Source organism: Pseudomonas sp. Z003-0.4C(8344-21) (assembly GCF_900104975.1).
GTDB lineage: Bacteria > Pseudomonadota > Gammaproteobacteria > Pseudomonadales > Pseudomonadaceae > Aquipseudomonas > Aquipseudomonas granadensis.
In genome coordinates, this window is record NZ_LT629756.1 from 3,631,719 (window position 1) to 3,658,434 (window position 26,716).

Below are 26,716 nucleotides of genomic sequence, written 5' to 3' on the forward strand. Positions count from 1 at the left end.
GTTGCTCCTTGCAATGGGCGTCGATCAGTTGCCCGGTTTCCAGGCACCGGCGTTCATGCCATCGACCAAGCGATTAATCGCCTCGCGCATGGCCAGATCCAGTACTTTGCCGTTGAGGGTGGAGTCGTAGGCAGCGGTGCCACCGAAGCCGATGATTTCGCGGTTGGACAAGGCGTACTCGCCGGCGCCCTGGGTCGAATAGACCACTTCGGAGGTGCTGATATTGACGATGTTCAGGTTGACCTTGGCGTAGGCGACCTGGGTCTTGCCGCGACCGAGAATGCCGAACAACTGGTGGTCGCCGGTTTCTTTGCGGCCGAACTCGGTGACGTCTCCAGTGACCACGTAATCAGCGCCTTTCAAGCGTTGGGCCTGGCCCTTGATGGTGGCTTCCTGCTGGATTTCGCCCATGTTGTCGCGGTCCAGCACGCTGAAGCGGTTGGTCTGCTGCAAGTGAGTGATGAGGATGGTCTTGGCCTGGCCGCCGAGACGGTCGACGCCGTCGGAGAAGATGCCGCGCATGTAGCTGGAACGGTTGTCGAACTTGCCCACGGCCATTGGCACGCGAACGCCCGTCCAGACCTGAGTGGCGCTTTCGACCTTGGCCACCGGCAGCGCGCGGGAGCTTTCGGTGGCGCAGCCGGACAGCGTGGTGGCCAGCGTGCCGAGCACGGCAATCGCAACGCCTGAGACCAACATCCGGGAGATCATTCTCACTGAGTATTTCCTTCTTGAAAAACGGGGTGTCCCGGCACGGCAAAGCGCTGGGCAGCGGAAAAGGACCGGCATTATGACAAAGTGCCATCACTCATGACAGGATTTTTTGGCGTCAATAAACAGGCTTGGCATCCAGGGGTAATAAAAGCCATGTGAGAGTGGGCTTGCTCACGAAGGCGGTGAATCAGGCGACGACTATGTTGAATGACAGGTCGCTTTCGCCAGCAGGCTGGCTCCCGCAGGGTTCGCTGTTTGGACCAGGGTCGGGTTGATCAGTGGAAATCCCGGCTCTGCACGCGAATGCCGTTGAGCAGAGGGCTCAGATCACTCAGGCGACCGGCGATCAAGTGCCGCACTTCGCCCTCGCGTTCCCAGCGGCCATCGACCCTCAGCAATTGCGATCCAACAAGAACTTGCCGTTGACGCTCGGCCAGATCGCGCCAGACCACCACATTGACGTTGCCGAACTCGTCTTCCAACGTCACGAACGTCACCCCGCTGGCAGTACCGGGACGCTGGCGCCCGGTCACCAACCCGGCCATGCTCACTGGCCGGCCATGTTCGACATCCAGCAGTTCCCGCGAGCTGCGGCAGCGCAAGGCTCGCAATTCGCCGCGCAACAGTGCCAGCGGATGCGGCCCCAATGTCGTGCCGACGGTGGCGTAGTCAGCGTGCAGATCCTCGCCAACGCTGGGTTTGGGCAAGAGCACTTCCGGCTCTTCCTGACTGGGCAATCCGGCAAACAGCCCCAACTGCTTCTGCACCCCCGCCACTTCCCAGCGCGCCCGATGCCGATGCCCGGCCAGGCCACGCAAGGCCCCGGAGTCGGCAAGCAAGGCTTGCGCGCGGCTGTCGAGCGCCGCACGCTCGCCCAGATCGGCAACATCGGCGAACGCTCCACGCGCCCGCGCCGCTTCGATGCGCCGAGCGTCGTCCTCGCGAAAGCCCTTGATCATGCGCAAACCCATGCGAATCGCCGGTTGTGGCCCGGTGGTGGTTTCCAGGCTGCAATCCCAGTCGCTGGCACGTACGTCGACCGGGCGAATCTGCAATTGATGGCGACGCGCGTCCTGCAGAATCTGGTCGGGACTGTAGAAGCCCATCGGCCAGCTATTGATCAGCGCACAGGCAAACGCTGCCGGTTCGTGGCACTTGAGCCAGCAACTAGCGTAGGTCAGCAAAGCGAAACTGGCGGCATGGGACTCGGGGAAACCGTAGCTGCCGAAACCTTTGATCTGCTCGAAGATCTGCGCAGCGAATTCCGGCGTATAGCCGTTTTTCTTCATACCGGCAGCCAGGCGCTCCTTGTGCGGTTCCAGGCCACCGTGGCGTTTCCACGCCGCCATGGAGCGGCGCAACTGGTCGGCCTCGCCGGGGCTGTAGTCGGCGGCAACAATGGCGATCTGCATCACCTGTTCCTGAAACAGCGGCACGCCAAGGGTGCGCTTGAGCACCACTTCCAGTTCTGGCGAAGGATAGGTTTCTTTTTCTTCTTTATTGCGACGACGCAGATACGGGTGAACCATCCCGCCCTGAATCGGGCCCGGCCGGACAATCGCCACCTGAATCACCAGGTCATAAAATTTTTGCGGTCGCAGGCGCGGCAGCATCGACATCTGCGCCCGTGATTCGATCTGGAACACGCCGATGGTGTCGGCGCGGCTGATCATCGCGTAGGTCGGTTGGTCTTCGGGGGGAATCGTCGCCAGGCTCAAATCGCGTTGACGATGGTGGCGCAGCAGATCGAAACAGCGGCGGATCGCGCTGAGCATGCCAAGTGCCAGGATATCCACCTTGAGCAGGCCGACCGCATCGAGGTCGTCCTTGTCCCACTGAATAATCGTGCGCTCGGCCATGGCCGCGTTCTCGACCGGCACCAGAGTGTCCAGCGGCTGCTCGGAAATCACGAAACCGCCGGGGTGTTGCGACAGGTGCCGGGGGAAGCCGATCAGTTGCCCGGTCAGGCTCAAGACCCGGCGTAGCAGCGGGCTCTCGGGGTCGAAACCGTTTTCGCGCAAGCGTTCCAGCGGCGGCGTTTCGTCGCTCCAGTGGCCACAGCAATCGGCCAGTGCATTGATCTGGTCCGGCGGCAGGCCCAAGGCCTTGGCCACGTCCCGTACGGCACCGGCGGCGTGGTAACTGCTGACCACCGCGGTCAACGCTGCACGACCACGGCCATATCGACGGAAGACATATTGCAGGACTTCTTCGCGACGCTCGTGCTCGAAATCGACGTCGATGTCCGGCGGCTCGTTGCGCTCCCTGGACATGAAGCGTTCGAACAGCAATGTGGTGCGCTCCGGGTCGATTTCGGTGATGCCCAAGGCAAAACACACCGCCGAGTTGGCTGCCGAACCACGGCCCTGACAGAGAATCTGTTGCTCGCGGGCGAAACGCACCACGTCGTGCACGGTGAGAAAATAGCTTTCGTAGCCGAGTTCAGCGATCAGTTGCAGTTCCTTGTTGATCTGCCGTAGCACCTTGAACGGTGCGCCTTGCTTCCAGCGCCAGGCGATGCCCTCCTTGGTCAATTGGCGCAACCAGGAAGTGGCGCTGTGCCCCTCGGGCACCAGCTCCTTTGGATATTGATAGCGCAATTCGCTCAGATCAAAGGTGCAGCGCCGAGCGAGGGCGACTGACTCATCAAGCAAAGCCTGCGGATACAGTTCATGCAACACCTCGACACTGCGCAAATGCCGCTCGCCATTGGGGTGCAAGCGCAGGCCGGCCTCGGCCACCGGCAGGTGATGGCGGATCGCAGTCATGGTGTCCTGCAGGGCGCGGCGGCCACGGGCGTGCATGTGCACGTCGCCACTGGCCACGGCGCGAATCTGCAACTCGGCGGCCAGATCCAACAACGCCAACAGACGCTGTTGATCATCCTGACCTCGGTGCAGTTGCACGGCCAGCCACAGCCTGTCGCCGAACGTCTGTTTCAGCCAGCGCCCTTCTTGCACCTCAGTGACAGAATCAGGCACCCACAACACCAGCAGCCCCGACAGCGGTTCGTTGAAGTCCTCGCGCAAGACTTGATACTGGCCTTTCTGCGTACGCCGCCGCGCGCGGGTGATCAAGCCGCACAGCGCCTGATAACCGGCAAGGTTCTCCACCAACAGCACCAGCTTCGGGCCGTTTTCAATCCGCACTTCGCTGCCGATGATCAGTGGCAGCTCAACCGACTTTGCCGCTTGCCACGCTCGTACGATGCCGGCCAGTGTGCATTCGTCAGTGATCGCCAAGGCCTGATAGCCGTGCTTTTTCGCTCGTTGAAACAACTCGAGCGCACTGGACGCACCGCGCTGGAAACTGAAGTTCGACAGGCAATGCAGTTCAGCGTAACCACCGTTCATGCAAACCAGCCCTGCAGCCACAACGGTCCGCCCTCACCCACCGCCCGCCAGGCCCAGCCTTGCTGGCCGGTGCGGCTCTGGATCAGGTAATAATCGCGGCGCACATCATCGCCATCCCACCAGCCTGACTCAATGCGTTCCGGGCCCATGAGAATCCGCGCCGAGCCTTCCGGCACGCTTTGCGGCTCAGTGAGTAGCCAGCCCGGACGCTGCACGCTCGGCAGGCCTGCGCAAGGCTGTTTGTCGACGCCGAACTGCCAGGCGCACTCGGGGCGATGATCGGCCTGGAAGCGCAGACCCTGCACCGCATCGTCACCGAGCCGCGCGCGCAAGCGTTCGCGTAATTGCTCCCACGGCAGGGTCTGCTGCGGGCGGTCGTCGAACAGCTCCTGAAATTGCGGCACGAAACTCGGCAGATCTTCTGCACGCAGGCGAAAGCCGCGCACCGGCGCCTCGACCTGCACCTGTTCCAGCCGCCCCCGGGCCAGTTCGAAAAGCATCGCCGGATCCCGTTCGGCGCTGAGCAGGCCGACCTTGATCAGCGTGTCCGGCAAGCCGGCGTGTTCCAGGTGCAGATCGAAACGCTGCACGCCGCTGTCGCGTCCGCAAAGGAACGCCGACAGATCGCCGGTCAGTCGTCGCAACGGAAACAGCAGTGCCTGATGCGATTGCACGTCAAAGTTGAGTTCGATGCGCACATCAAAACGGTCGGGTGGCAAGTAGAACTCCAGCGCCAGCGGCCGCGCGCCGAACAGCGTATCGAGGTGTTTGAGCATCGACGCTTCGAAGCGCCGCGCCAGCGCCTGACGCGGCAGGTTTTGCACTTGATTGAGGTTGCGCAAGCCCATCCGTGAAAGCGCCGTGGCCACGCTCGGTTCGAGGCCAACCCGGTCGACGGGCAATTGACCCAGATGATGCTGCAAGGCCTCGCCGTCTGGCACCACCAGCCCATCGTAGGCGTTGGCCAACACTCGGGCAGCCACCGGATTGGGGGCGGCGGCGATGCGATGGCGAAAGCCCAGATCGGTCAGTTCCTGGCGCAACCGCGCTTCGAATTGCGCCCAGGTGCCGAACAGGCCCAGGCTCGACTCGATCTCGAACACCACGGTACGCGGGTAATGCACGCTGACCTGTGCACTGAAGCGATAGGCCCAGGCGGCGAGAAACTGCTGCCAGCGCTCGACTTCGGCGGCCTGGTAATCAACCGTGGCAAAGCCTTTGCTCATGGCCTGGGCCGCGGTCATCGATTGCCCCGCACGCAAACCCAGTTTGCGCGCCGCCGGGTTGACCGCCTGCAATACCCGGCGCTGGGCCGGGCCGTTGAGCAGCACCAACGGCTCATCGGCATCGGGGCGCTGACGCAGTACAGCGTCCAGAGCCAATTGCGGAAACAGAATGCATACCCAGCGCATGGCGGTCTCAGTGCCCCACGGCAAAGGCAATCGGTGCCGAACGCGCCAACCCGCCACGACACTTGAGAATGCGCAATTGCGCCGGCTTGGCGTCGATGGCAATCCGCAGTGCCGCCGGTGACGGGTTGACCGCTTCGCTCAACGGCCGCCAGGCAAAGGCCAGCGTCTGGCCGGACTCGGCAGCCACCTGCAAACGCCGCAAGGCACGATCATCAGCCTTGTGCGGCCAGCACAGCACCGCGCCACAACTGCCCGAACGCAGGCATTGCTCCGCCGCCCACAAGGCATCACGTTCGCTGGCCTGAATCACCGACAACTGCCGCAGGTCGACCCCGGCGCTTGCCCACGCCTGCGGATACGGCACGAACGGTGGCGCGACCAGCACGATGCGCTCACCCGCTGCTGCCAACCGCGCCAGCGTCGGCCAGACCAGTTGCAACTCACCGACACCCGGGGCGGCCAGCAGGATTTCGCTCAATGCTCCTTCCGGCCAGCCACCGCTGGGCAGCGCTGCATCGAGTGCGGCATGCCCGGTCGGCTGCGGACTGGCCGCCGGTGGCGCAGGCCGACCCTTCCAGACCTGGCCACCATTGAACAGCGTATCCAGTGCAACGACGGCGCCCATCAGCCTTGCCTCACCAGACCGCAGAACACCCCTTCGATGGCCAGATCCTGATCGTCACGCACGACAATCGGCTGATACGCCGGGTTGCGCGGCAACAGCCGCACCTCAGTGCCCAACCGCTCGAAGCGTTTGATGGTGACTTCCCCGTCAAGACGCGCCACCACGATCTGCCCATTCAGCGCCTCGGGATTGCGCCGCACGCCGACCAGATCACCGTCGAGAATGCCATCCTCGATCATCGAATCGCCCTGCACCCGCAGCAGGTAATCGGGGGTGCGAGAGAACAAGGCGGGGTCAAGCATCAAGCGCCCATGCACCTCGGCATCGGCGCCTATCGGCGCACCGGCAGCCACGCGGCCAAGCACAGGAACATCAAGCATTTCGGGACGCGACGGTTGCCCGAGCAGTCGGATGCCACGGGCCTGATGCGGGTTGACCTCGATAAAACCGGCTTCAGTGAGCGCCAGCACATGCTTGCGCGCCACACTGCGCGAGGCAAAACCAAAAGCCTCGCTGATTTCAGCGAGGCTTGGGGACTGACCGTGTTCGGCGATACGTTCGCGGATAAAGGTCAGGATAGCGGTACGGCGAGGAGTGAGATTGGTCATGGAGTACATTTGTACTCCTGTAGGAAATACCTGACAAGCACCGCCAGTCAGGTAGGCCTGATCCACGCTATGCAGCCAAGAACGCAGCCGTGACGCGGAGGGTGGGAACGATCAAAAACCAGATCAAGACCAAGATCAAGATCAAAGGCCCCTCACCCTAGCCCTCTCCCGCAGGGAGAGGGGACTGACCGTGTTGATTGGAAGGCATACGCCGACCTGGGATACCGAGTCGTACGCGATTTTCAAAGCCAAAGCAGATCGGCTCCCTCTCCTCGGGGAGAGGGCTGGGCGGGCGGCGTTCCGATGAGGGGCGAATCCACTGAAGATCTCAAGCCATACGTCGCTTCTAACCACTCAACAATGAGCGTTAGCTCGCGTGATCTTGATCTTGATCTTGCCTAACCAGCGACATCGGAAGGCTGAGTGGAGGGATTGATCCGGGCGTGGGAGCGCAGCGACCGTCTGGCGCAGCCAGACACAGCGGAAGGAGGTGCAGCGAAGCAAACCGTAGCCGCTGCGCCCGGAGCGATCCCGGAGCGAAGGGACCCGAGCCTGCGAGGGCCGAACGCAGGAGCAAGCGTTTTTTTGCTTACTTTTTTTAGGCGTTTGTAAAAAAAGTGAGTCGCCGTAAGGGCGAAACCATAAGAAGCCGTTACCGCAGCAACGGATATGTACCCAATCAAGAAGCGCCAGAAAGATAGCCATCGCCAGCAGACTGGCTCCCACACTGATCTTCAGTGCTCACAAAACGGAGCCAGCCTGCCAACGACGAAGCCCAAGCCTCAGCGCATCACTTGGCCTCAGCCTTGAGCTTCAAATAAGTCTGATGCATATCCACCGCCCAACCATCGATAACCTTTTTAACGTCATCAGCCTTCATCACCTGCGAAGAATTCTCCAACGGCGTCCCGGTACCTTTGCGCACCACCTGCGCCACGACACCGTTACTGCCACCATCGAGAAACACCGCCTCGGTGGCCAAGGTCGTTTCCTGATCACGAATACCACTGGCCGTGCTCACAGCCGCAGCAACCAGCGCAATCGGAATCACCTCATAGGCATGCAACCCCTCGGTCTTGCTGCTCACCGCCGTAATCGCCGGACGCACCACAATCACCCCCGGCCCAGGCCCGGTCGCCAACGGCAACGACTTGCCGATTTCACGCTTGAGCGCCTGATCGTAATAACTGGTGATGCCGTTGAGCGTCTGCTGCGGAATTTTCGCGGTCGGCTGCGGCTTTGGATAGAGCTGGCTCGGCTCGATGTACACGCTGGTGAACTTGTTGATATCCAGTTTCGGGTCCATCCAGCGCATCACTTCAGCCCCGGACGGCGATTTGGCCTCCTTGAGCTGGCTGTAGTCCTTGAGAAACCCGGAGTATTCATCGGGAGCGACGGTCTTGCTGGAACAACCCACCACACCGAGGGTGGCAATGCACAGCGTGCCCATCATCACTGCTAGCTTCATGCTGTAACTCCTGTCAGAAGGCCAAACACTTTGCCTGGGGGAGTTACAGGTATAGCTAAATCCTCGGTAATTGCGCTGGCAAAGCACAAAATTCACAGACGGCTACGCAACGCCTCATACGCCCCATTTGACAGACGCCGGTCATCCGGCAAAGCTGCAACGAGCTGGAACGCGCGCCCGACGGCAAATGCCCCTGGACTACGGAAGTCGCAATGCCCAAGCATAAAAACAAAGCCGCACGACCTGACCCTGATTCGTCCCGCTCTTCAACCTCACGTTATCTGTTTCCCGTCGCCATCGGCGTACTGCTGGCTGCCGTTGCGGGGATCGGCTGGTTTCTGTTCAGCCCCGCTCCCTCGCCAGTGAAAGCCATACCGGCGAGCACGCCGGTTGCCACGCCCGCGAAGTCACAGCCGGTCGTGGCGAGCACCCCGGCGACGATGGTCGATGAACAGCAATGCCAAGGCTGCCACAGCGAGCAGGTCAAGGACTGGCAGGGTTCGCACCACCAGTTGGCGATGCAGGCGGCGAACGCCGAGACCGTACTCGGCGATTTCAATAACGTCACCTTCAAGGCGGAAAAGGAAACCACACGGTTCTCGCGCCACGACGGTGGATTCTGGGTCAACACGCCCGGCATCGACGGCAAGAATGCTGACTTCAAAGTCGCCTACACCTTCGGCATCGCGCCGTTGCAGCAGTACCTGATCGAGGTCGGAGAAGGTCGCTTGCAGGCGCTCGGCGTGGCTTGGGATAGTCAAAAGCACCGCTGGTTTCATCTCTATCCCGGCCAGGGCGTCAACTTCAAGAATCCGCTGCATTGGAGCAAGCCCAGTCAGAACGCCAATTTCATGTGCGTGGAGTGCCACACCACCGGCTTCAAGCGCAACTTCGAGGCGGCCAGCAACAGCTTCAACAGTCAGTGGAACAGCCTCGGCGTCGGCTGCCAGGCGTGCCACGGTCCGGCGTCGAATCATGTGCAGTGGACGGCGCAAAAAACCGATCTGATCCATCACGGCTTTGACGTGAACCTGAAAGACAAAAACGCCACCGTCGAGATCGAAACCTGCGCACGCTGTCACGCCCGTCGGGCACCGCTGGACGATGGTTTTACCGTCGGCAAGCGCTTGATGGACGATTATCTGCCCAGCGTCCTCACCCGCGAACTGTACGAGCTGGACGGCAAGATCAAGGATGAAGTGTTCGAACACGGTTCGTTCCTGCAAAGCAAAATGTTCGACAAGGGTGTGCGCTGCAGCAATTGTCACAACCCGCACAGCACCGAACTCAACGCGCCGGGCAACGCGGTGTGCCTGCAATGCCACAACAGCGCCGGCAAGACCTCGATCGAAGACGTCGACGGCAAAGGCCTGCAAGCAAAGAACTACGACTCCAGCGAACACACCCGCCACACCATGGGCCAGCCCGGTTCGCAGTGCGTGGATTGTCACATGCCCGGCAAGTTCTACATGGGCAACGACTTCCGTCATGACCACAGTTTCAGCATTCCCAACCCGGAACGGGCGCAGAAGCTCGGCACCCCGGACGCTTGCCTGACCTGCCACGAGGGCAAGGCCGGCGACAAGATCACCGCGCAGTTCAAGCTGTGGGGCACCTCCAGCGCAGCGCAAGCGCCGCGTTATGACGAGAGTCTGTGGCTGATTCGCAACGGCCAGCCCGGTGCCGCGGACGCGCTGTATACGCAGCTGCAACGCAGCAACCTGCCGGCCATTCAGCGCGCGACGTTGCTGGCGGAACTGCCGCTGTACCCGAGCGAACAGGCGTTGAAACTGGCGACTCAGGATTTGCGCCACGCCGACCCGCACGTGCGTGAAGGCGCGGTACGCGCGATCAGCGCTTTCCTGCCGCCAGCAGAGCGTGCGCCGTTGCTTGCACCGTTGTTGGGCGACCCGGTGAAAGCCGTGCGCATCGTTGCGGCGCGGGACCTGCTCGGCGCATCGCGCAACACCGGTCTGGGCGCAGCGCAAGCCAACTGGAGCGCGGCGATTGCCGAATATGAAGCGGTGCAGCAAAGCCTGCTGGAACGTGCCGAGGCCAATCTGAATCTGGCGATGCTGTACCAGGCCAGCGGCCGTACCGTCGAAGTCGAAGGTTTGTTGCGCTCGGCACTGCAACGTGACCCGGACTTCTATCCGGCGCTGGTCACGCTGGTGCAATGGCTGGAAGGCAATGGTCGGGTTGCTGAAGCGCAGAAACTGCTCGGCGACAGTCTCAAGCAACACCCGGATGCTGCATTGCTGCAGCACACTCAAGGCTTGTCACTGATCCGCGCTGGAAAGACCAATGAGGCGATGGCGCCACTGAAAAAAGCTGCTGAATTGGAGCCGCAGAACGCGCAGTACGGCTACGTGCTGGCGGTGGCGCTGCATGAGAGTGGCAAGGTCGATGAGGCCTGTGCACTGCTGGAGGGGTTGCTCAAGGTGCAGCCGGCGAATCGCAATGCACGGTTGTCGCTGATTCAGTGGTACCTCGACAGCGGGCAGGAGCCGAAGGCGCAGGTGCTGTTGCAGGGGTGGAAGAAGATGAACATGGGGGATCCGGCGTTGAAGTGATCGGCTGGAGATTGCATCCCCTCACCCCAGCCCTCTCCCAGAGGGAGAGGGGGCCGACCGAAGGATATTCATGAGATGCATTTACCTGACCTAATGTAGTGAATCCATAATCGACTGGATTTTTCAAGGTCGGCGCAGCTCGCCAGACACCTCGGTCAGTCCCCTCTCCCTCCGGGAGAGGGTTAGGGTGAGGGGCTTTTGATCTTCAACCCGATTATCACCAGGACGTCTCACCACTACGCATCGCTATCTCCCGCCGGCTATTGATCCGCATCGCCTTGATCAGCGACACCGTCCCCACCAGCAAGATCACCGCGCCAAACAGAAAGTCGATGTTGTACAGGCGGAAGTCCTGCACCGGCCCGAGCAGCAGCCCGCGCACCAGCGCCACGCCCATCAGCGTCGCGAGGAAATCGATCCCCGGCAGGTCGCGATAGAACACCAGCATCAGCGGCAGACACAGCACCAGCAGCAGCATCAATACCACGACCTTGAACGAATCCTTGCGCTCGACACTGAAGGCGCATTCGTGGGGTCCGTAGGGTTTGTAATCCTCGTCACGAATCATCGAGGTGTTCTCGTTGATGTAGTCGACGCGGTTGTACTTCTGGATCGGTGTGAAGGTATTGGACATCTCCATCAGCGTGGTGATGTTCTTGAACCGCAGGTCGATGCGTTCGCTGCCCTTGAGGTAATACAGCACCGGTTTGTAGCCGTAGCGGTAGGTGTCGAAAGGGAACGCAGTGGCCTGGCCCTGCACGCCGATCGGGCGCGGTTCGAGTTCGGCGTAGGCGCTTTTGTTGCTCGCCGACAAGTTGCGGCTCAGCGGCTGCACCTTGACCTGTTCGAGGAAGATCGGCGTCGCGCCGTAGGTCCACTGCAACGGCTCGAGGCGCAGGCGCAGTTCATTGCGGCTGAGATCATAGCGATTGAAAGTGCGTTCGGAGACCACCAGCGAACCGCTGAGCATGAACTCGCCGCGCAGGTTGTTGGTGATGCGCAGGGTCAGCTGATCCTTGCCCGGCGCCGCCGCTTCGGTAGACGGTGGCACGCCACACCACGCGGTGCTCTCGCCGACACCGCCGAGCTGGCCGTCACGGTTTTCGTTGAACAGATATACATAGCTGGCCCACAGCGTCAGCAGCAAAAGCAACGCCGTCAGACCGAGGATTTTTTTGCCCGGACTCACTGATCAGACTCCCTTCTTCGGTTCCATCGTCCAGCCGAAAACCCGCTGGCGAGCGCGACTCTACCAAAAGGCCATCACTGACCCAAGGGAAAATGCCCAATCGTTGAGGATACTAAGGGTTTCCCCGGTCCCGGCGTTTCGACTTGCAGGAGTGAGCCTGCTCGCGATAGCGGTGTATCAGGTTCAGATGTGTTGACGGGTACAGCGCTATCGCGAGCAGGCTCACTCCTGCAATGGACCGTGGCAGGGAACAGAAACTACAGAAACACCATATCAGCCCGCGTCAAACCGCCACAGCCCTGCTCCGAGTCTGATCCGCACAAACCAGCCATTGCTGAGTCTGTTTTGTTCCCAGCGCAATTCCTACAGTGCAGCCCATGCCAGACCAGGAGGCCTGGCGAGACTTGGCAACCGTGGATGAACTGACCATGAGCACAGCAACAATCGGGCAGGCCTATAACTACAAGGTCGTGCGCCAATTCGTCATCGCGACGGTTTTCTGGGGTGTGGTGGGCATGGCGATGGGCGTGTGGATCGCCTCGCAACTGGTCTGGCCCGAGATGAATCTGGACCTGCCATGGACCACCTTCGGCCGCTTGCGCCCGTTGCACACCAGCCTGGTGATTTTCGGTTTCGCTGGCAGCGCGCAGTTTGCCGCCAGTTATTACGCGGTACAGCGCACCTGCCAGGTGCGGCTGTACTCGGACGCTCTTGCCGCTTTCACTTTCTGGGGCTGGCAATCGGTGATCGTGATCATGCTGATCACCTTGCCGCTGGGCTACACCACCACCAAGGAATACGCCGAGATCGAATTCTCCGGCGCGGTGTGGATGGCCGTGGTCTGGGTGGCGTACGCCGTGGTTTTTTTCACCACCGTGGTGCAACGCAAGACCAGACATATCTATGTCGGCAACTGGTTTTTCGGTGCGTTCATTCTGGTGATCGCCATGCTGCACGTGGTCAATCACCTGTCGATTCCGGTCGACTGGTTCAAGTCCTATCCGGTCTATTCCGGCGCCACCGACGCCATGGTGCAGTGGTGGTACGGGCACAACGCCGTGGGCTTTTTCCTCACCACAGGCTTCCTCGGCATGATGTATTACTTCGTGCCAAAACAGGTCAATCGGCCGGTGTATTCGTATCGCTTGTCGATCGTGCACTTCTGGGCGTTGATCACCCTGTACATCTGGGCCGGCCCGCATCATTTGCACTACACCGCCCTGCCGGACTGGGCACAGTCGCTGGGCATGGCCATGTCGCTGATCCTGCTGGCGCCAAGCTGGGGCGGGATGATCAACGGCATGATGACCCTGTCCGGCGCCTGGCATAAATTGCGCACCGACCCGATCCTGCGCTTTCTGGTGTTGTCGCTGGCGTTCTACGGCATGTCGACGTTTGAAGGTCCGATGATGGCAATCAAGACCGTCAATGCCCTCTCCCACTACACCGATTGGACCATCGGCCATGTCCACGCCGGCGCGCTCGGCTGGGTGGCGATGATCACCTTCGGCGCGACTTACCACATGGTGCCGAAAATCTTCGGCCGGGCGCAGATGCACAGCACCGCATTGATCAACCTGCACTTCTGGCTCGCGACCATCGGCACGGTGCTGTACATCGCCTCGATGTGGGTCAACGGCATCACTCAAGGCCTGATGTGGCGAGCGATCAACGAGGACGGCACGCTGACCTATTCGTTCGTCGAAGCGCTGCAGGCCAGCCATCCGGGGTTCATCGTGCGCTTCGCTGGCGGGGTGTTTTTCCTCAGCGGCATGTTGCTGATGGCCTACAACGTCTGGCGCACGGTGCGGGTGGCGGATGTCGCACTGGCGCAGCGTGAAGCGCAGGTTGCTTGAGGTGCCAGTGATGGAAATGTTCTTCGATGTGACGGGCGTAGTGTTTCTGTGGCTGGCGGTGGAGTACTGCTTGGGCCGGGAGACGGCGGACACTCTGGATGAGGCGAGCATGGTGCCGTTTGCGGATGATCCGGAGGTGGCGCGGCGGGTGGAACTGGCGACCGGGAAACCGGTGAAGGCGGTGGCGCCTGAAGAGGTCAAGCCGGGGTGGGTCAACCTCGATATGTGAGGTGTGTCAGCCGGACTGCCCTCACCCTAGCCCTCTCCCAGAGGGAGAGGGAATTGACCGAGTTGTTTGTTCGTATTACGCCGACCTGAAATATCAAGTTGAACTCAGGCTTTGAACAGCACTCGATCGGCTCCCTTTCCCCTCGCCCCCCTGGGGGAGAGGGTTGGGGTGAGGGGGTAAGCTCTTGATCTTAAACGCGATCGCGCGGAATCAAACCCTGCAACTGCTGCGCAAGAAAATTCGCATCAAACACAAACGTATCCGGATCCTTCAACCCGTTGGTCTTGCGCCACTGCCACTCGCCATTGGGCAGTCCCACCAGCGAAATGCTGCCGTAACGCGCGGCCGTCAGCCCCATCACCGCCAGTGAAATCTGCCCGCCGCTGCCCATCACATCCGGCACGAACTCCACCGGTTTCCCGGCAATCACGATGCTCAACTTTTCCGTCTTGAACGTCGACGTCTCCACCGGCACGCTCGGCCCGAATGCGACGTAGGCCTCGCGATTCACCTCCAGCAGATTCGGCGCCTGCACCGGCTCCAGCCATTGCTGGATATCACCAAACAGCGCGGTAATGCGCGTGGCCCACGCCGCCGATTGCGTCTCGAACAGTTGCTTTTTGTGCGCTTCACTGTCGGCGTAATGACGGAGCATCTCGCCCAGTTGCTGTACATCGTCCATAGCGGTGTTCCTCGGAAAGGACCTGCGAACCTCGATAGTGGCAGATCGAAGCCTCGGCGTACGTTAAAGCTGCAGCGAGCGTAACACTTGCATGGAAAGTCAGCGGTACAGTCAGTCGGCGCTGGCTTCGGCCCGCAAACAAAAGGACACTCCAGCCAGACCCGAACTCTCGACACACCTCACTGCCCGAGGACATCCAATGCGCACCATCGGCCTGATCGGCGGCATGAGCTGGGAATCCAGCGCCGAATACTATCGCCTCATCAATCAACAGGTCCGCGATCGCCTCGGCCCTTTGCGCTCGGCGCAATTGCTCATGTACAGCGTCGACTTCGGCCCCGTCGAACAGGCCCAGCACGCCGGACGCTGGGATGATGCCGCGGCCATCCTGGTCGATGCCGCGCGCCGGCTCCAGGCGGGTGGCGCCGATTGCGTGGTGCTGTGTACCAACACCATGCACAAGGTCGCCGAGCAGATTCAGGCAGCGATCCATATTCCGTTTCTGCACATCGCCGAACCGGCAGCCCAGGCGGCACTGTCGATTGAGGCGCGTAGCGTTGGCCTGCTCGGCACGGCGTTTACCATGGAACAGGATTTCCTCAAGCAACGTCTGATCGCGCAGGGGTTAACGGTATTGGTGCCGGACGAAGCCGAGCGCAAGGACGTGCACCGGATTATCTACGACGAACTCTGCGTCGGCGTGATCAGCGATCAATCGCGACAAATCTATCAGCGAGTGATCGAATCGCTGACCGCACACGGCGCGCAGGCAATCATCCTTGGCTGCACCGAAATCGGCCTGCTGATCAAACCCGAACACAGCGCCCTGCCCCTGCTCGACACCACGGAACTGCATGCTCGGGCGGCGGTGGCGTTCGCGCTGAACGATTAAGTCAGGTTTTCGATGCGCCGCGCAGACGGGCCATGCTCAGCGTATCGACCCACTGCCCGTCGCGCACCGCGTAATCACGAAACAGGCCTTCGGTTTCGAAGCCGAACTTGCGGTAGAGACCGATGGCCGCTTCGTTATCGGCGTACACCGTCAGTTCGACGCGGTGCAGGTTCATCCAGTTATCGGCCACGTCCAGCGCCGCCGCCAACAGCTTCGAACCGACACCCTTGCCCTGCCACGCCACCGAAACGGCCATGCCGACACTGCCGGCATGGCTACGGCGAATCCGCGAAAAAGCCTCCAGCCCGAGATGCGCGATCACCGCACCTTGATGCAGCGCCACCAGCTTCACCATCCGTTCGTTTTCGGGCATCAGCCGCTGGCGCCAGATCTCGGCAGACTGAAACGGCATTTGCAACACCTGCCGGGTCACGGCCGGGTCGTTGTAAAGCGCGGTAACGCCTTCGACGTGGGATTCGCTGAAACGCTCAAGGTGAATGGCGGGGTTGTGCTCAGGCATGAAAGATCCCTCCTGGATTAGTGCGTGGCCGGTCACTGTAAACCGCGTCTTCATTGATTCGCCACGACTGTTTAAAGCCGTTGACCGAAACGTCTGGCAAGCCACAACGGCTTGCGCCATTTGGCTACGCATCCGCCAGAATCCGCCGGCTTGTGCGCCTTGAGGGCCGGCTTTATCGTTTCCAGGTCGCTGATGAATCAGTGATCGGGTTTAGCAGCTCGGCAATTCTCAAGGCACGCTGGTTTCGCCATTTCTGTTTTTATGGCGGCTTGCGTGGGGCACTTCGGCGCACCGGGATCCTTGAGCCTGGTCTGCTAACCCGCGTACAGCCGCCACCCCATTCGATTAGCAGCGGTGGATGACGGCTCCATTTCTCAAGGAGCTTCACCATGATCAAACCAACGCCAAACCCGCCTGAAACCGACCCGACCTCGCCCTACGAAACCTTAGATTCCAATAAATTCCACGAAGCCGTCGAACGCGCCCTCGATCACTACCTCAATCCGCTGCTCCCCAGAAAAGCGCTGCTCAAATCCGACACCCGCTACCTCATCGCCCCCGGCATCGACGGCGAAGAACTGCTGGCCGACGCCTGCGAAACCCTGACCTCGGCCAAAACCATGGCCACCGACTTCGCCGGGTTGGCGGAGGGCTCGCATCGGCATGTGCTGCTGGGCACTGCGCAAATGATCATGTTGGGTGAACTGGCGGTGAATCGGGCGCTGGATAATCTGGAGGTCGCGGCTGAGACGCGCGCCTACGTGATGGAACCGAAACGGCCCTTTGCGGGCCGTTTTCTATCTGCGGGAAGTGTATGGACGACTCCGTTTGATGACCGTCCGTCTTAAAACCAGCCTCACCTGTCAGATCTGACAGTAGACGAAATGAATCGCACAGGGTTTTCATGGCACATCAATTACCAAGGAATTGCGTGCCATGAACAATCCCGCATCCAACGGCGGCCCCATCGTCGCCCTCGCACTGACACCGCCCTATATTCCACGCCAGACCTACCCGATCATTCACCCGGTCGCCCAAGTCGGGCTCTCCCGGCTCAACTATTACGCGGACTCGAAGGGACTGTTGGTGTTGTTCGGGCCTTATGAGGGTCAGGTGCCCAATGAGACCGGACGGATTTACCTCAATGGCTTACCTGCGCCGATCCCGGCCGAGGTCACCAAAGATATGACCTCACAGCTTGAGTTTCGCATTCCATTGGGGTTGCTGTCAGACGGAGTAAACAATCTGAAAGTCAGCCTCCAGCGCCAGTCGAGCAATGAGGGTTCGTCAGAGCTGTTCGTGTTGCATTCCCTAGTCGACCCTGCCGGCAATGACACGGACCCGAATCCTGGAAATTCATTGCTGAACATTGATGTCACTCCAAAGAGTATCGGCCCGGCCGAGGCAGCAGCGGGCGTGATCGTGACAATGGATTATCCGGGCAAGCAACTGTATGACCTGTTGACCATCAACTATGGCGGTAAAACCCTCACCCATCTGCTGGTGCCAACTGCGCAGGACCCCAACCCCGAAACCAAACCAGTGGTCTTGACCTTCAAAACTGCGGATTTCGCCCATGCCCCCAACGACCCACAGTTCATATTCAAGTACAACGTCATCAGTCAGATAGCCGACTTTTCCGGTACGTCATCGAACGGAGTATTCAACCCGCAGGAATTCTGGTCCAAGGACTGCGTGGTTAATGTGCATATGGATCGGGTAGAACTGCTCGAGGCCATCCTTCAGGAGGTCCTTGGAGAAAACGGTGACAATCCGAAGGAAGTCGATCTGGGCAAGATGAATGGCGGGCCGTTGTGGGCGCTGGTTCACCTGATCCCCTCGATATGGCAGGCGACGGATCAAATTCATCTGACGTTCGAAGCGTGGCTAAACGGCGCCATGGTCGCCACCCATGACGAGACTTTGCCGATCGGCAATGTTCCGGGGCAGTTTTCCTGGTCAATTCCCAATGTGAAGGTGGTTGCCAACAGTCAGGTCAGGGTAAAGTTCGAACAGAACAGGGCAGACAAAGTCATCGGAGTTTCCAAAACCGCCGAAGCTCAAGTTGTGGGGACTGGATTTCCTCAAGGCTTTGAAGACTGGGAGCGAGAGGCAGCAGGAACAAATCTCCCAAATGGAATACCGATTTCACTACGTAGTGGATTGATCGTTACAGTGCTTAGAGCAGCCACGAATGGTGGATTTTGCAATCTAGCTGCAACAGAGGTACTTCCCGGACTAGGAAAAATATCTCTATTAATCTATTACAACTGCAGGATTAGATTCAGCTGGAACTATCAAAAATCCACATACGTCGAGCTATATCACCTACACAACTCCGGTTCAGGAAATAGGATTAGATTTTACGACACTAATGGATTGCTGCTTTCGGAAAGTGTTATCCCAAATTCAGATGCAGGACTGACCCTCCTTTACTACTACGCCCCCGCTGGGAGATTCATTGGATCTTTCGAATGGGATGCTTCGAATGAAGTCGACTCAGGATCGTGGATTGATCGAATAAAATGGATGTAACGTCGACGACCCAAAGAAACTTGTCGATTTCATGTGAAGCGATATTTAAGGGACTATTTAAGAGGACGGATTTATTTAATTCACTAAGTCCGTCCGTTTTTTACGCTGCTATTTAAACCACTCCCGTCGCTCATTGAACGTGCGCAGAATCAACTCCACCAAGCTCTGCACCTCCCCAACCTCCTGCGACTCACTGTTCACCGCCAGCAAGGCATTCAGCTGCATCGGCTGGTCAAACAGCCCCGGCAGCGCCACCAGCCCACGGTCATAGCGACTCATGTACATGGGCAGCAAGCCGATGCACGCACTGCAACGGATCATCTCCAGCATCAATTCATACGACTGCATCTGCACCACCCCCGCCAGGCGCTGCTCGACCAGTTCATTCCACGGACGAAAGCTGTCGATCTGCCGATCGTGCTGCCACTGCACCAACATGAAATCGGCAAGATCGTCCGGCGTTTCCGGGCGCGCGGTCACGCGGGAATAGCGTTTGGCGATGTGCGGCAGGTAATCCAGACAGGCCAGCCGCTGCGGTTCGCTCGTGGCAAAGGTCGGGCCAGGATGCGGGGTTGAGCCGTGGGCGAGCCAGAGAACAATGTCGGCACTGACCGCACGCAATGACAATTCGCTGTCCAGCGCAATGATCTCCAGACGCACACTGGCGTTGCGCCGCAGCAGCGCGATCAGGTCGCGGCCGAGAATGTCGTGCAGGATCGATTCGGCCACCGCGAGACGAATCAGCGGCTGTTCGATCACCGGCAATTTGCGCTCAAAGGCCAGGGTGATCAGTCGAGCCTGAAGTTGCTGGCCTTCGCGGGTCAGGCTCAAGGCGCTGCCCTGAAAGCTGAACAGACTGTGCTGCAATTGCTGTTCGAGTTGCGCGAGTTGTTTGCGCAGCAGCGTCGAGCGCACATTGAGACTCCGCGCCGCTTGCATGAAACAGCCGCAACGGGCGCTGACAAGGAAGTACTGCGCGACTTCGCTGTCGATGGCGGCGGCGTGGCTGAGCCAGGTTTCCTGTTTGTGTTCAGGCGAGCGGTAATCGCTGGTGCCGGCGCGTCCTGCGGGTTCGGTGAATGACATTGATGACTCCCTGTCGATCTTTGTATTTTGGTGGCTTCCAGCACTTTTAACTATTTCTGAACCCAGTGGAGATCCTGTGGGAGCTGGCTTGCCAGCGATGAGGCCAGCAGATCCAACATCATGGGTGACTGATAAGCCGCCATCGCTGGCAAGCCAGCTCCCACAGGTTACTCAGTGAAGGTGAAATCAGTGTTTTTCCTCCAGGACTTTGTTGAGCTCGGCGCCGTCGATGCTCAGCGTGGCGGTGTTGAGCATGCCGTCCAGATACGCCTGGGCGATCTGTTCCTGGCGCTGTGCACGCAGGGCCTGGGTCAGTTGATCGCGCAGTTCGTCCAGCGTCGCGGTGCGGGCCGGTTGCTGTTCGATGAGTTTGATCACATGGAACCCGGCGGCGCTTTGCACAGGATCAGACACGGCGCCGACCTTGAGCCGGGCGACGGCGCCACGCACCTCCGGAACCAGTTGCTGCAACGGTTGCAGCCCACTATCACCGCCCCGCTCCGCCGTGACGCGATCCTGCGAATACTGCGTCGCCAGTGCGGCAAATTCCGCTGGTGTGGCCTGCGCTTTTTTGCTCAGTTCAAGCGCCTGTTTGCGCACGGTTTCCAACGCTGATGCATCACTCACGCCGAGAAAAATCTGACTGACCCGATACAGCGCCGGCGTCTGCCAATTGGCCTTGCCCGCCTCGTACGCCTGCTGAATTTCAGCCGCACTCGGATAGTCCGCCGGCACCTGACTCACCGAGCGCAGATAATCGCGGAAGACAATCTGCTCAGTCGCCGCCCTGGTCTGCCGTACGATCTCCGGGCGCTGCGCCCAACCCTGCGCGTCAGCCTGTTCCAGCACCGCTTTTTCGGCCAGACGCGTGCGAATCCAGCGTTCCAGCGCCTCACGGTTGCCGCGCAGCTTTTCCCGAGCTTCGGGCGCAACGGTCGCCAGCAACGCCTGTAACTCGTCTGGCGAAACCTGCTGATTACCCAACCGCGCCACCGCAGGCCCCGCAGCAACCGCCGCGACAGGCGACGATTGCTGGGCGGCAACCGGATCAGAGCCCGGCCGCAGCACCAGCGCCACGGCCACCACCAACAGCGCCACCGCAGCGGCGCTGATCACCACGGCAGGCTTTTTCACAGCGCGACTTCCTCTTGCTCGGCGACTGCAGTTTTGCCGGTCGATGCCTGCGCGGCTTGACTGAAATCACGCAGGTAGACGATGAATTCCTGCAACAGTCGATCCCACAATTCGAGATTGCCGCGCAGATGATCGTGGCTCACGCCAGCGGCCAGCACCACGTCCATTTCCATCACCAGAAACTCGCCCTGCAACGACAACCGCGCGAAGCGCCGGGTGGCGTTCCACTGCTCGGCCACACCCGGCGGCAACTCGCCTTGCACACGCAGCGCACAGCTGAAGGTGAAGTCGACGTAGCTGCCCTGCTCCGCCGCCGGGTTGCCGAACCGCACCGCGTAGCCGATGCCCTGGCTGGCGCTGAGCAACTGCACGATGCCGTTCTGCTCGGTCTGGTTGACGCGGTAACCGGCGGCTTGCAGCACCTCGGTCAGAGATTGTGGCGATACATGGCTGATGAGTTGAGTCATTGCTTCTTCCTTGCCTGTCAGTGGGCGCGCGCGGCTTGCGGCGCATCGAATTGAGTTTTGTAAAGGTCGTCACCGAAGCCTTGAGCCAATTCATCGAACTTGACCCGAGCGCTACCGGCGAAGGGCTGGCGGATTTTCATCACCTCGGCGACGTCGATGTTTTCGTAGGCCGTGAGGATCTGCTTGGCGACGCCGTACATCTGTTGATTCTTGGCTGAACATTGCTGCACTTGTGTGTCACGCTCGCTCAATTGCGCTTCAAGCCTGGCGCGTTCCGCCTCTTTGCCACGGGCCATGACCAACAAGTCGTCATAGGCTTTCTTGAACTTGCCGGTCTGCTCGACGCTGGCCGCCACTTGCGCCTGCGCCTGGCTATGCAGGCTCTGTTGCTGGCCGGCGAGCTGCTCGGCAATGCCTTGGGCCTTGGCCAGTTGCGCCGTCAGCTGCTTGATCTGCGCCTGCGCCGCCTTGGCTTCGTTCTGCGCTGCCAGTTGCGCGGCGCTGGCCTGGGCCTGCTGACTTTGCAGAGCCTGAAGCTGCTGAGTGGTGCTGCGCAACTGCGTACGCAGGCGTTCTTCCATGCCTTCGGCATTCGCACCAGTGGCGATCAACAGACCGAACCCGAGCAACACGAATCGCGATTTCATAAGCCTCTCCCGGCGCTTTAGAAGCGCGTGTTGATCTCAAGCTGCAAGACGTCGATGTCGTACGGCGCGCCGTACACCGCCTCGGTGCTCATCCAGCGACCGGTGGCGTAAACGTTCTTCGCCAGACCGTAATTGCCGCCGAGGAAATAGCCCTTGGCGTTGGTCCCGCCGAGGTGGAACGACGAGTCGTTGAAGCCGTCCGGCAAGGCATCCGGCTGGATGTATTTGTAGCCAGCGAACATGTTCCAGTCGCCCTGCTTTTTCAGGTCCAGCGCACTGCCGAGGGTGAACTGCACCATCCACGCGTTGGCGCCGCTTTCGAGGTCGCCGTTGCTGTCGAGGTTGTTGACGATCTGCCCCGCCGAACGCCTGCGCATGTCGCCTTCGTTGTAGGCGAGGTTTTGGATGTAGTTGCCCTGGCTGCGCAGTTTGAAATCTTCCGGCAGGTCGGCATCCCAAACCATATTGAGATCGAGCAGATTGAATTCCGAGGCGAGGCCGACAAATTGCGGTTGCGGCGTGGTCGTCGGGTTGAGCGGGTTCGGCGTAATGTCGCGCAGCAGGAACACGCTGTTGCCCTTCTGCATGAACGCCGCGCGGCTGCCATCGCTGTCACAGCCAGGGGCGCCGGCCCACGGTTCGCAAGGCGCCGAGCGCTGGCCTTCGATATCGTCGAAGCGGTAGTAGGCCAATGCGCCCTTCAAGCGGTTGTTGCTGTTGATCGCCCATTTGGCGCCGATCTGCGCGCCGTACAGCCACTTGTTGTCGCTCTCTTCCTTGTCGAAGCCGTTGCTGCTGGCGGTGTCGTTGGTGTAGTCGACCGGGAACGCGCCGACGGTGCCGAACACGCCCCAGTCGCGGTTGAGCTTGTGATCGAACAGCGCTGCGACGCCATCGAAATTCAGGTCATTGGAATAGAGCATGTCGGTGGACATGAACGGGTTGGCAAAGCGCCCGCCGGTCAGGGTCAGCTCATCGCTCGGCTTCCAGTTCAAATAACCCTGATCAAGCCAGATGTCTTTCTTGGCGAAACCGCCGCCGAGGTTTTGCGTGGTCGAGACCGGGTTGTTGTCCGAGCCGGTGCCGATGCGAATGCCGGCGGTCCACTGCGGCGAGATCTCGGCTTTCATGCCCAGCCGTGCGCGAATGCGGAACTGGTTGGTGCGGTCTTCGCGGGTATTGAGCAGCGGCGGCAGGCTGGTGCTGCTGTTGGGATTGACGTCATACGGGCCGTTGTTGTTGAGCTTGGCGAAGTCGACGATCTCGTTGCTGTTGCTGTCCGAGTAGTAGCGCGATTCGTTGCGCAGACGAATGTCGCCGTCGAAGCTGATGCGCGCAGCCCATTCCGGGAAGCTGTTGGGCGCCGCCCAGTTTTCCTGTTTCGCGGTGGCCATGACCTCGGCTTTGACCTGATCGCGGATCTGGTCACGCACCGCCGCCGGCACGTATTGCACACGGACATCGCCCGGTGCGGCGACCGGTCCGGCCGCAACCGCCGTGGTCGCGGCGGCCTGCCTGGCCTGGACGGCCTCGTTCTGCGCCTGAGCGATCAAAGCATCGGCCTTGTCCTGTTTGAGAATGCCCTGCTCGACCAGCAAGCGGATCAGATTGATCGTGGCGTTCTCCGACGGTGCCGGCGCGGCCACGGCCTGACCGACCAGGGTCGCAACGACCATGCCGACCGCCAGGGACAATCGATTCACATTGGAAATCATCTGCACACAACTCCTTTTGGCCAAGCTCGAAGGCCTGGCAATAAACAGGCTGGGTTAACCCGGACGCCGCCCTTGCAGGGACAGGCGCACGGGCAAAGTGATCGAGGCCGGAGGCCGTTCGCTAAGGGCCGGCGCGCCACGCAGCGCGGCCAGCACCTGGGTATCGATTTGCGGGTTGCCGCTGGACTTGATCAGCTCGACGCGGGTGATCTCGCCGACGCTGCTCAGCCACACATCCGCCTGCAACGAGAACGCGAGGTTGCGCAGTTCCGGGTTTTCGCGCAGCAAGCGCTGGAAGGTGAACGCGAGGAACTGGCTGTACGTGCCGGTGCCCAAACGTCCGCCGCCGGCCCCGGCCATGCCGCCGCCCTTGCCCGCGCCGATGTTGAAGGCGTCGCTGCCGCTTTGCGCATCGCCGTCCATTTGCATCGGGTTGGCCAGATCGTCCGCCGGCGATGGCGGCGCTTCTTCCTCGGGCTTGACCTCTTGCGGCTCAGGCGTTGGCTCGGGCTCGACGACTTTTTCTTCCACCGGGGTTTCCGGCTCCGGCGGTTTTTCCGGCGGCGGAGGTGGCGGTGGCGGCAACGGAATGATCGTCGGCACCTTCGGCGCTTCGCGGCGCACGCCGGCCATGTCGTTGGCCCACTGCCAGAGGAACCATGCAGCCAAAGCAGCGATGAGCAGACCGGCGCCCCACTTCGCATAACGCAGCGGCGACTTCTTCACCGGCAAGGGCTCGATCGGAAGTTGTGCAGTCATGACTCAGCCCTGACTCGGTTTGCCGGTGACGAGACCGACCTGGGACAGTTCGAGCCGGCGCAACAGATCCAGCACCTCGATGACTTTCTGGTACTGCACCGTCGCATCGCCGCGCACGATCACCGGGAAATCCGGGCTCTGCGCTTTCTCTATGCGCAGGCGCTCTTCCAGTTCGGCGAGGGTCACCGGGTAGGCATCGAGAAACACCTGACCGCCGTCATTCACCGAAATCGCCTTGGTCTTGGCTTCCGACAGCGACACCGAGGCGCTGGCCTTGGGCAGGTTGATCTGGATCCCGGAGACCTGCGCGGTGGCGGTGAGGATGAACATCACCAGCACCACCATCAGCACGTCGACCAGCGGCGTGATGTTGATGCTGTCCACTGCGGCATCTTCGTCATCGTCGTGGGAGGCATTTACGGACGCCATGTCAGTGCTCCTCAGGCCGGTACGGAATGGTTGGCGTGATGGCCGCGCGCATGCGTGGATTCACTGAACTGGCTCTCGCCATGCATCTCCGCCAGACGGGTGATGAATTCGTCGACGAACACGCGCATGTCGGCGCTGACTTCCTTGTTGCGGGTGATCAAGCGGTTGTAGCCAAACAGCGCCGGGATCGCGACGAACAGGCCCATGGCGGTGGCGAGCAAGGCGGCGGCCATACCCGGTGCGATCGCATTGATGTTGACGTCACCGGCCATCGCCGTGCCGAGGAACACCACCATGATCCCCAGCACTGTGCCGAGCAGGCCGATGTACGGGCCGCCAGCGATGGCGTTGGACAGGGTCGAGAGTTTCGAACTCAGTTGCTGGTTTTCACGGGTGCGCACACCGTCCATCGAGCAGCGGATGGCTTCGATGGTCGCTGCCGAAACCGACGAGGTATCGGCGCCCTGCTCGCGACGGGTGCGGATCTCTTTGACCGCCACCAGATACAGGCGCCACAGCGACGAATGTTGCAGGCGCTGAGCGAGTTGCGCGTCGTCGGCGAACATCTCCAGGCGCGTGCCGACCTTGGCGAAATGCGTGCGGAAGTCTTCGTTGGCCGCGGTGACACGGCTGAGGGTGCGGTTCTTGCGCAGCATGATGATCCACGACTGGAACATCATCAGCACCAGCACGGCAATGATCACCCAGGCGTCCACCGGCACCGCATTGAGCAGGAAACCGAGGCTGCCGAAACCGAAACCGGACTGTTCTTCATCGACGCCGTAAGCCACCAGCTTCGACTCGGCACCCTGCGAGGTGGCATCGGCCAACAGCAGCGCGGCCGGACGGGCGACCTTCGACAGGCGCAGCTCATCAATAGCGCCCACAAACGGCTGGAACGGCCCTTCGTGCAGATCGGCACCGATGGCCATGACCGAGTTGAACGCCGGCATCGCCTGGGCCAACGCAGCGCTCTCGCGACCGTTGATGTACAGGGTGACTTTCGAACCTTCGGCGGTCAGCGCGACGTGTTGCCATTGCGCGGGCGTCAGCGCCTGGGTGGCAGCGGCGCGTTGGCCGTCAATTTCCACGAACGGCAGACCTTGGCTAACACCGATCAGCAGGCTTTGCGTGCCTTCGCGGCGAGCCAGAATCAGTTGCTCGCCACTGGCCTGATCCAGACGCAGCCAGGCGCTGAAAGTGAACGCACTGCCAGCGTTGTGCTGCAGCGAAGGGCTGGCCGGCAGCAGCAACGGCTGACCGCTGAACTGCAAGGCACGCCCGACCACGCCATCAATCGCCGCACCAGTCGCGCTCTGCGCGGTGTTGCCGTAGGCGGTGGTGTCTTTGGCGGGGGTGCCGGTGGCACCGTCGAAATGGTAGAGCGCGGTGTAATTCGGGTCGAAGGTCAGTTGGCCGTTGCCGGTCGCCGGCGCCTTCTGATTGCCGTAATACATCCAGATGTCCTGACGCTGCCCGCCCTCGACGTTCGGCACGTCGACCCAGATCAGCGCCATGCCCATCAGCGCGTCGAAGCTTTCGATCTGATGGTTGAGCACGGTTTTGTCATCGGCGGCGACAAAGCGCAGGTCCGAGCCGTCCTCTTTCACCCCGTCGAAGGTGAAGTTGCCGGTGTGCAAACGCACCAGCAGCGCCGTGCGACCGAGCGCCTGATTGATCGCCGCGCCCTGCGGCGTGGTGTCGACGGCGATCTGTTTGCGGTAATGCCAGTCGTCCTGCCACCAGGCCTGAGCCGTGGCCGGGAGCACGAAGCCCAGGCAGATCAACAGGGAAAGAATGAGGCGCTGCATGAAAAGTGCTCC

At 60.8% G+C, this 26,716-nt stretch carries 22 protein-coding genes and 1 pseudogene; 6 read left to right on the forward strand and 17 right to left on the reverse strand.

Going from position 1 to position 26,716, the window contains the following annotated elements; translation table 11 throughout:
• Positions 1-24 precede the first annotated feature (24 nt).
• The 6 genes from BLU24_RS16460 to BLU24_RS16485 form a co-directional block, all read right to left on the reverse strand.
• Complete coding sequence (locus BLU24_RS16460; protein WP_172833336.1) at positions 25-711, reverse strand: CsgG/HfaB family protein; 687 nt, start codon at positions 709-711, stop codon at positions 25-27.
• A gap of 278 nt (positions 712-989) precedes the next feature.
• Positions 990-4,067, reverse strand: a complete 3,078-nt coding sequence (locus BLU24_RS16465; RefSeq protein ID WP_093101860.1) for an error-prone DNA polymerase — start codon at positions 4,065-4,067, stop codon at positions 990-992.
• Entirely contained in the window at positions 4,064-5,479 is a 1,416-nt protein-coding gene (locus tag BLU24_RS16470; protein ID WP_093101861.1) for a Y-family DNA polymerase, read from the reverse strand. The genes BLU24_RS16465 and BLU24_RS16470 overlap by 4 nt, the downstream gene beginning before the upstream one ends.
• 7 nt (positions 5,480-5,486) lie before the next feature.
• Positions 5,487-6,104: a translesion DNA synthesis-associated protein ImuA gene (imuA, locus tag BLU24_RS16475; RefSeq protein WP_093101862.1), complete on the reverse strand. Its 618-nt coding sequence runs from the start codon at positions 6,102-6,104 to the stop codon at positions 5,487-5,489.
• Entirely contained in the window at positions 6,104-6,721 is a 618-nt protein-coding gene (gene lexA / locus BLU24_RS16480; protein WP_093101863.1) for a transcriptional repressor LexA, read from the reverse strand. The genes imuA and lexA overlap by 1 nt, the downstream gene beginning before the upstream one ends.
• A gap of 781 nt (positions 6,722-7,502) precedes the next feature.
• Positions 7,503-8,180 (reverse strand): DUF3313 domain-containing protein, encoded by a 678-nt coding sequence (locus BLU24_RS16485; RefSeq protein ID WP_093101864.1) that lies wholly within the window; start codon positions 8,178-8,180, stop codon positions 7,503-7,505.
• A 212-nt stretch (positions 8,181-8,392) separates the two neighbouring features.
• On the opposite strand from BLU24_RS16485, the gene BLU24_RS16490 reads away from it, so the two are divergent.
• Positions 8,393-10,753, forward strand: coding sequence for a tetratricopeptide repeat protein (locus BLU24_RS16490; protein WP_093101865.1), 2,361 nt, complete (start codon positions 8,393-8,395; stop codon positions 10,751-10,753).
• A gap of 217 nt (positions 10,754-10,970) precedes the next feature.
• On the opposite strand, the gene BLU24_RS16495 is transcribed toward BLU24_RS16490, so the two are convergent.
• Positions 10,971-11,942, reverse strand: coding sequence for a hypothetical protein (locus BLU24_RS16495; protein WP_093101866.1), 972 nt, complete (start codon positions 11,940-11,942; stop codon positions 10,971-10,973).
• A 428-nt stretch (positions 11,943-12,370) separates the two neighbouring features.
• Here BLU24_RS16495 and ccoN point away from each other — a divergent pair, with 428 nt between their 5' ends.
• Together ccoN and BLU24_RS16505 are read left to right on the forward strand one after the other, a co-directional pair.
• Positions 12,371-13,798: a cytochrome-c oxidase, cbb3-type subunit I gene (gene ccoN / locus BLU24_RS16500; RefSeq protein ID WP_093106759.1), complete on the forward strand. Its 1,428-nt coding sequence runs from the start codon at positions 12,371-12,373 to the stop codon at positions 13,796-13,798.
• Positions 13,799-13,808: 10 nt separating this feature from the next.
• A complete protein-coding gene (locus tag BLU24_RS16505) occupies positions 13,809-14,027 on the forward strand; it encodes a CcoQ/FixQ family Cbb3-type cytochrome c oxidase assembly chaperone (protein ID WP_093101867.1) in 219 nt (72 codons plus the stop codon).
• Between the two features lie 190 nt (positions 14,028-14,217).
• On the opposite strand, the gene BLU24_RS16510 is transcribed toward BLU24_RS16505, so the two are convergent.
• Complete coding sequence (locus tag BLU24_RS16510) at positions 14,218-14,709, reverse strand: hypothetical protein (protein WP_093101868.1); 492 nt, start codon at positions 14,707-14,709, stop codon at positions 14,218-14,220.
• A gap of 199 nt (positions 14,710-14,908) precedes the next feature.
• Here BLU24_RS16510 and BLU24_RS16515 point away from each other — a divergent pair, with 199 nt between their 5' ends.
• Positions 14,909-15,601 carry an aspartate/glutamate racemase family protein gene (locus BLU24_RS16515; protein WP_093101869.1) on the forward strand — a complete coding sequence of 231 codons (693 nt, stop codon included), beginning with the start codon at positions 14,909-14,911 and terminating at the stop codon, positions 15,599-15,601.
• A 1-nt stretch (position 15,602) separates the two neighbouring features.
• On the opposite strand, the gene BLU24_RS16520 is transcribed toward BLU24_RS16515, so the two are convergent.
• Positions 15,603-16,121 (reverse strand): GNAT family N-acetyltransferase, encoded by a 519-nt coding sequence (locus BLU24_RS16520; protein ID WP_093101870.1) that lies wholly within the window; start codon positions 16,119-16,121, stop codon positions 15,603-15,605.
• A gap of 389 nt (positions 16,122-16,510) precedes the next feature.
• Here BLU24_RS16520 and BLU24_RS16525 point away from each other — a divergent pair.
• Both BLU24_RS16525 and BLU24_RS16530 read left to right on the forward strand, forming a co-directional pair.
• Positions 16,511-16,861 (forward strand): annotated as a pseudogene (locus BLU24_RS16525) (DUF6124 family protein); the annotation flags it as partial.
• 196 nt (positions 16,862-17,057) lie between these two features.
• Positions 17,058-18,656, forward strand: coding sequence for a hypothetical protein (locus tag BLU24_RS16530; protein WP_093101871.1), 1,599 nt, complete (start codon positions 17,058-17,060; stop codon positions 18,654-18,656).
• A gap of 108 nt (positions 18,657-18,764) precedes the next feature.
• Here BLU24_RS16530 and BLU24_RS16535 read toward each other — a convergent pair whose 3' ends face one another.
• From BLU24_RS16535 to BLU24_RS16570, 8 genes are all read right to left on the reverse strand, one after another.
• Positions 18,765-19,742: a LysR family transcriptional regulator gene (locus BLU24_RS16535; protein ID WP_093101872.1), complete on the reverse strand. Its 978-nt coding sequence runs from the start codon at positions 19,740-19,742 to the stop codon at positions 18,765-18,767.
• A gap of 186 nt (positions 19,743-19,928) precedes the next feature.
• The gene (locus tag BLU24_RS16540) at positions 19,929-20,876 is read right to left on the reverse strand and encodes a peptidylprolyl isomerase (protein ID WP_093101873.1); all 948 of its coding nucleotides are present in this window, start codon (positions 20,874-20,876) and stop codon (positions 19,929-19,931) included.
• Complete coding sequence (locus BLU24_RS16545; protein WP_093101874.1) at positions 20,873-21,343, reverse strand: YbjN domain-containing protein; 471 nt, start codon at positions 21,341-21,343, stop codon at positions 20,873-20,875. The genes BLU24_RS16540 and BLU24_RS16545 overlap by 4 nt, the downstream gene beginning before the upstream one ends.
• 17 nt (positions 21,344-21,360) lie before the next feature.
• Entirely contained in the window at positions 21,361-21,990 is a 630-nt protein-coding gene (locus tag BLU24_RS16550; protein WP_093101875.1) for a DNA repair protein, read from the reverse strand.
• Positions 21,991-22,007: 17 nt separating this feature from the next.
• Positions 22,008-23,705, reverse strand: a complete 1,698-nt coding sequence (locus tag BLU24_RS16555) for a putative porin (RefSeq protein WP_093101876.1) — start codon at positions 23,703-23,705, stop codon at positions 22,008-22,010.
• A gap of 54 nt (positions 23,706-23,759) precedes the next feature.
• Positions 23,760-24,464 (reverse strand): energy transducer TonB family protein, encoded by a 705-nt coding sequence (locus tag BLU24_RS16560; protein ID WP_090283173.1) that lies wholly within the window; start codon positions 24,462-24,464, stop codon positions 23,760-23,762.
• Positions 24,465-24,467: 3 nt separating this feature from the next.
• The gene (locus BLU24_RS16565) at positions 24,468-24,893 is read right to left on the reverse strand and encodes an ExbD/TolR family protein (RefSeq protein WP_007915482.1); all 426 of its coding nucleotides are present in this window, start codon (positions 24,891-24,893) and stop codon (positions 24,468-24,470) included.
• Between the two features lie 11 nt (positions 24,894-24,904).
• On the reverse strand, positions 24,905-26,704 hold the full coding sequence (locus BLU24_RS16570) for a DUF2341 domain-containing protein (RefSeq protein ID WP_093101877.1): 1,800 nt from the start codon (positions 26,702-26,704) through the stop codon (positions 24,905-24,907).
• Positions 26,705-26,716 lie beyond the last annotated feature (12 nt).

Bases quoted from the DNA above. Each gene is read 5' to 3' on its own strand.
- BLU24_RS16460 (WP_172833336.1), bottom strand. From the start codon at position 711: ATGATCTCCCGGATGTTGGTCTCAGGCGTTGCGATTGCCGTGCTCGGC.
- BLU24_RS16465 (WP_093101860.1), bottom strand. From the start codon at position 4,067: ATGAACGGTGGTTACGCTGAACTGCATTGCCTGTCGAACTTCAGTTTC.
- BLU24_RS16470 (WP_093101861.1), bottom strand. From the start codon at position 5,479: ATGCGCTGGGTATGCATTCTGTTTCCGCAATTGGCTCTGGACGCTGTA.
- imuA (WP_093101862.1), bottom strand. From the start codon at position 6,104: ATGGGCGCCGTCGTTGCACTGGATACGCTGTTCAATGGTGGCCAGGTC.
- lexA (WP_093101863.1), bottom strand. From the start codon at position 6,721: ATGTACTCCATGACCAATCTCACTCCTCGCCGTACCGCTATCCTGACC.
- BLU24_RS16485 (WP_093101864.1), bottom strand. From the start codon at position 8,180: ATGAAGCTAGCAGTGATGATGGGCACGCTGTGCATTGCCACCCTCGGT.
- BLU24_RS16490 (WP_093101865.1), top strand. From the start codon at position 8,393: ATGCCCAAGCATAAAAACAAAGCCGCACGACCTGACCCTGATTCGTCC.
- ccoN (WP_093106759.1), top strand. From the start codon at position 12,371: ATGAGCACAGCAACAATCGGGCAGGCCTATAACTACAAGGTCGTGCGC.
- BLU24_RS16505 (WP_093101867.1), top strand. From the start codon at position 13,809: ATGGAAATGTTCTTCGATGTGACGGGCGTAGTGTTTCTGTGGCTGGCG.
- BLU24_RS16510 (WP_093101868.1), bottom strand. From the start codon at position 14,709: ATGGACGATGTACAGCAACTGGGCGAGATGCTCCGTCATTACGCCGAC.
- BLU24_RS16515 (WP_093101869.1), top strand. From the start codon at position 14,909: ATGCGCACCATCGGCCTGATCGGCGGCATGAGCTGGGAATCCAGCGCC.
- BLU24_RS16520 (WP_093101870.1), bottom strand. From the start codon at position 16,121: ATGCCTGAGCACAACCCCGCCATTCACCTTGAGCGTTTCAGCGAATCC.
- BLU24_RS16530 (WP_093101871.1), top strand. From the start codon at position 17,058: ATGAACAATCCCGCATCCAACGGCGGCCCCATCGTCGCCCTCGCACTG.
- BLU24_RS16535 (WP_093101872.1), bottom strand. From the start codon at position 19,742: ATGTCATTCACCGAACCCGCAGGACGCGCCGGCACCAGCGATTACCGC.
- BLU24_RS16545 (WP_093101874.1), bottom strand. From the start codon at position 21,343: ATGACTCAACTCATCAGCCATGTATCGCCACAATCTCTGACCGAGGTG.
- BLU24_RS16550 (WP_093101875.1), bottom strand. From the start codon at position 21,990: ATGAAATCGCGATTCGTGTTGCTCGGGTTCGGTCTGTTGATCGCCACT.
- BLU24_RS16555 (WP_093101876.1), bottom strand. From the start codon at position 23,705: ATGATTTCCAATGTGAATCGATTGTCCCTGGCGGTCGGCATGGTCGTT.
- BLU24_RS16560 (WP_090283173.1), bottom strand. From the start codon at position 24,464: ATGACTGCACAACTTCCGATCGAGCCCTTGCCGGTGAAGAAGTCGCCG.
- BLU24_RS16565 (WP_007915482.1), bottom strand. From the start codon at position 24,893: ATGGCGTCCGTAAATGCCTCCCACGACGATGACGAAGATGCCGCAGTG.
- BLU24_RS16570 (WP_093101877.1), bottom strand. From the start codon at position 26,704: ATGCAGCGCCTCATTCTTTCCCTGTTGATCTGCCTGGGCTTCGTGCTC.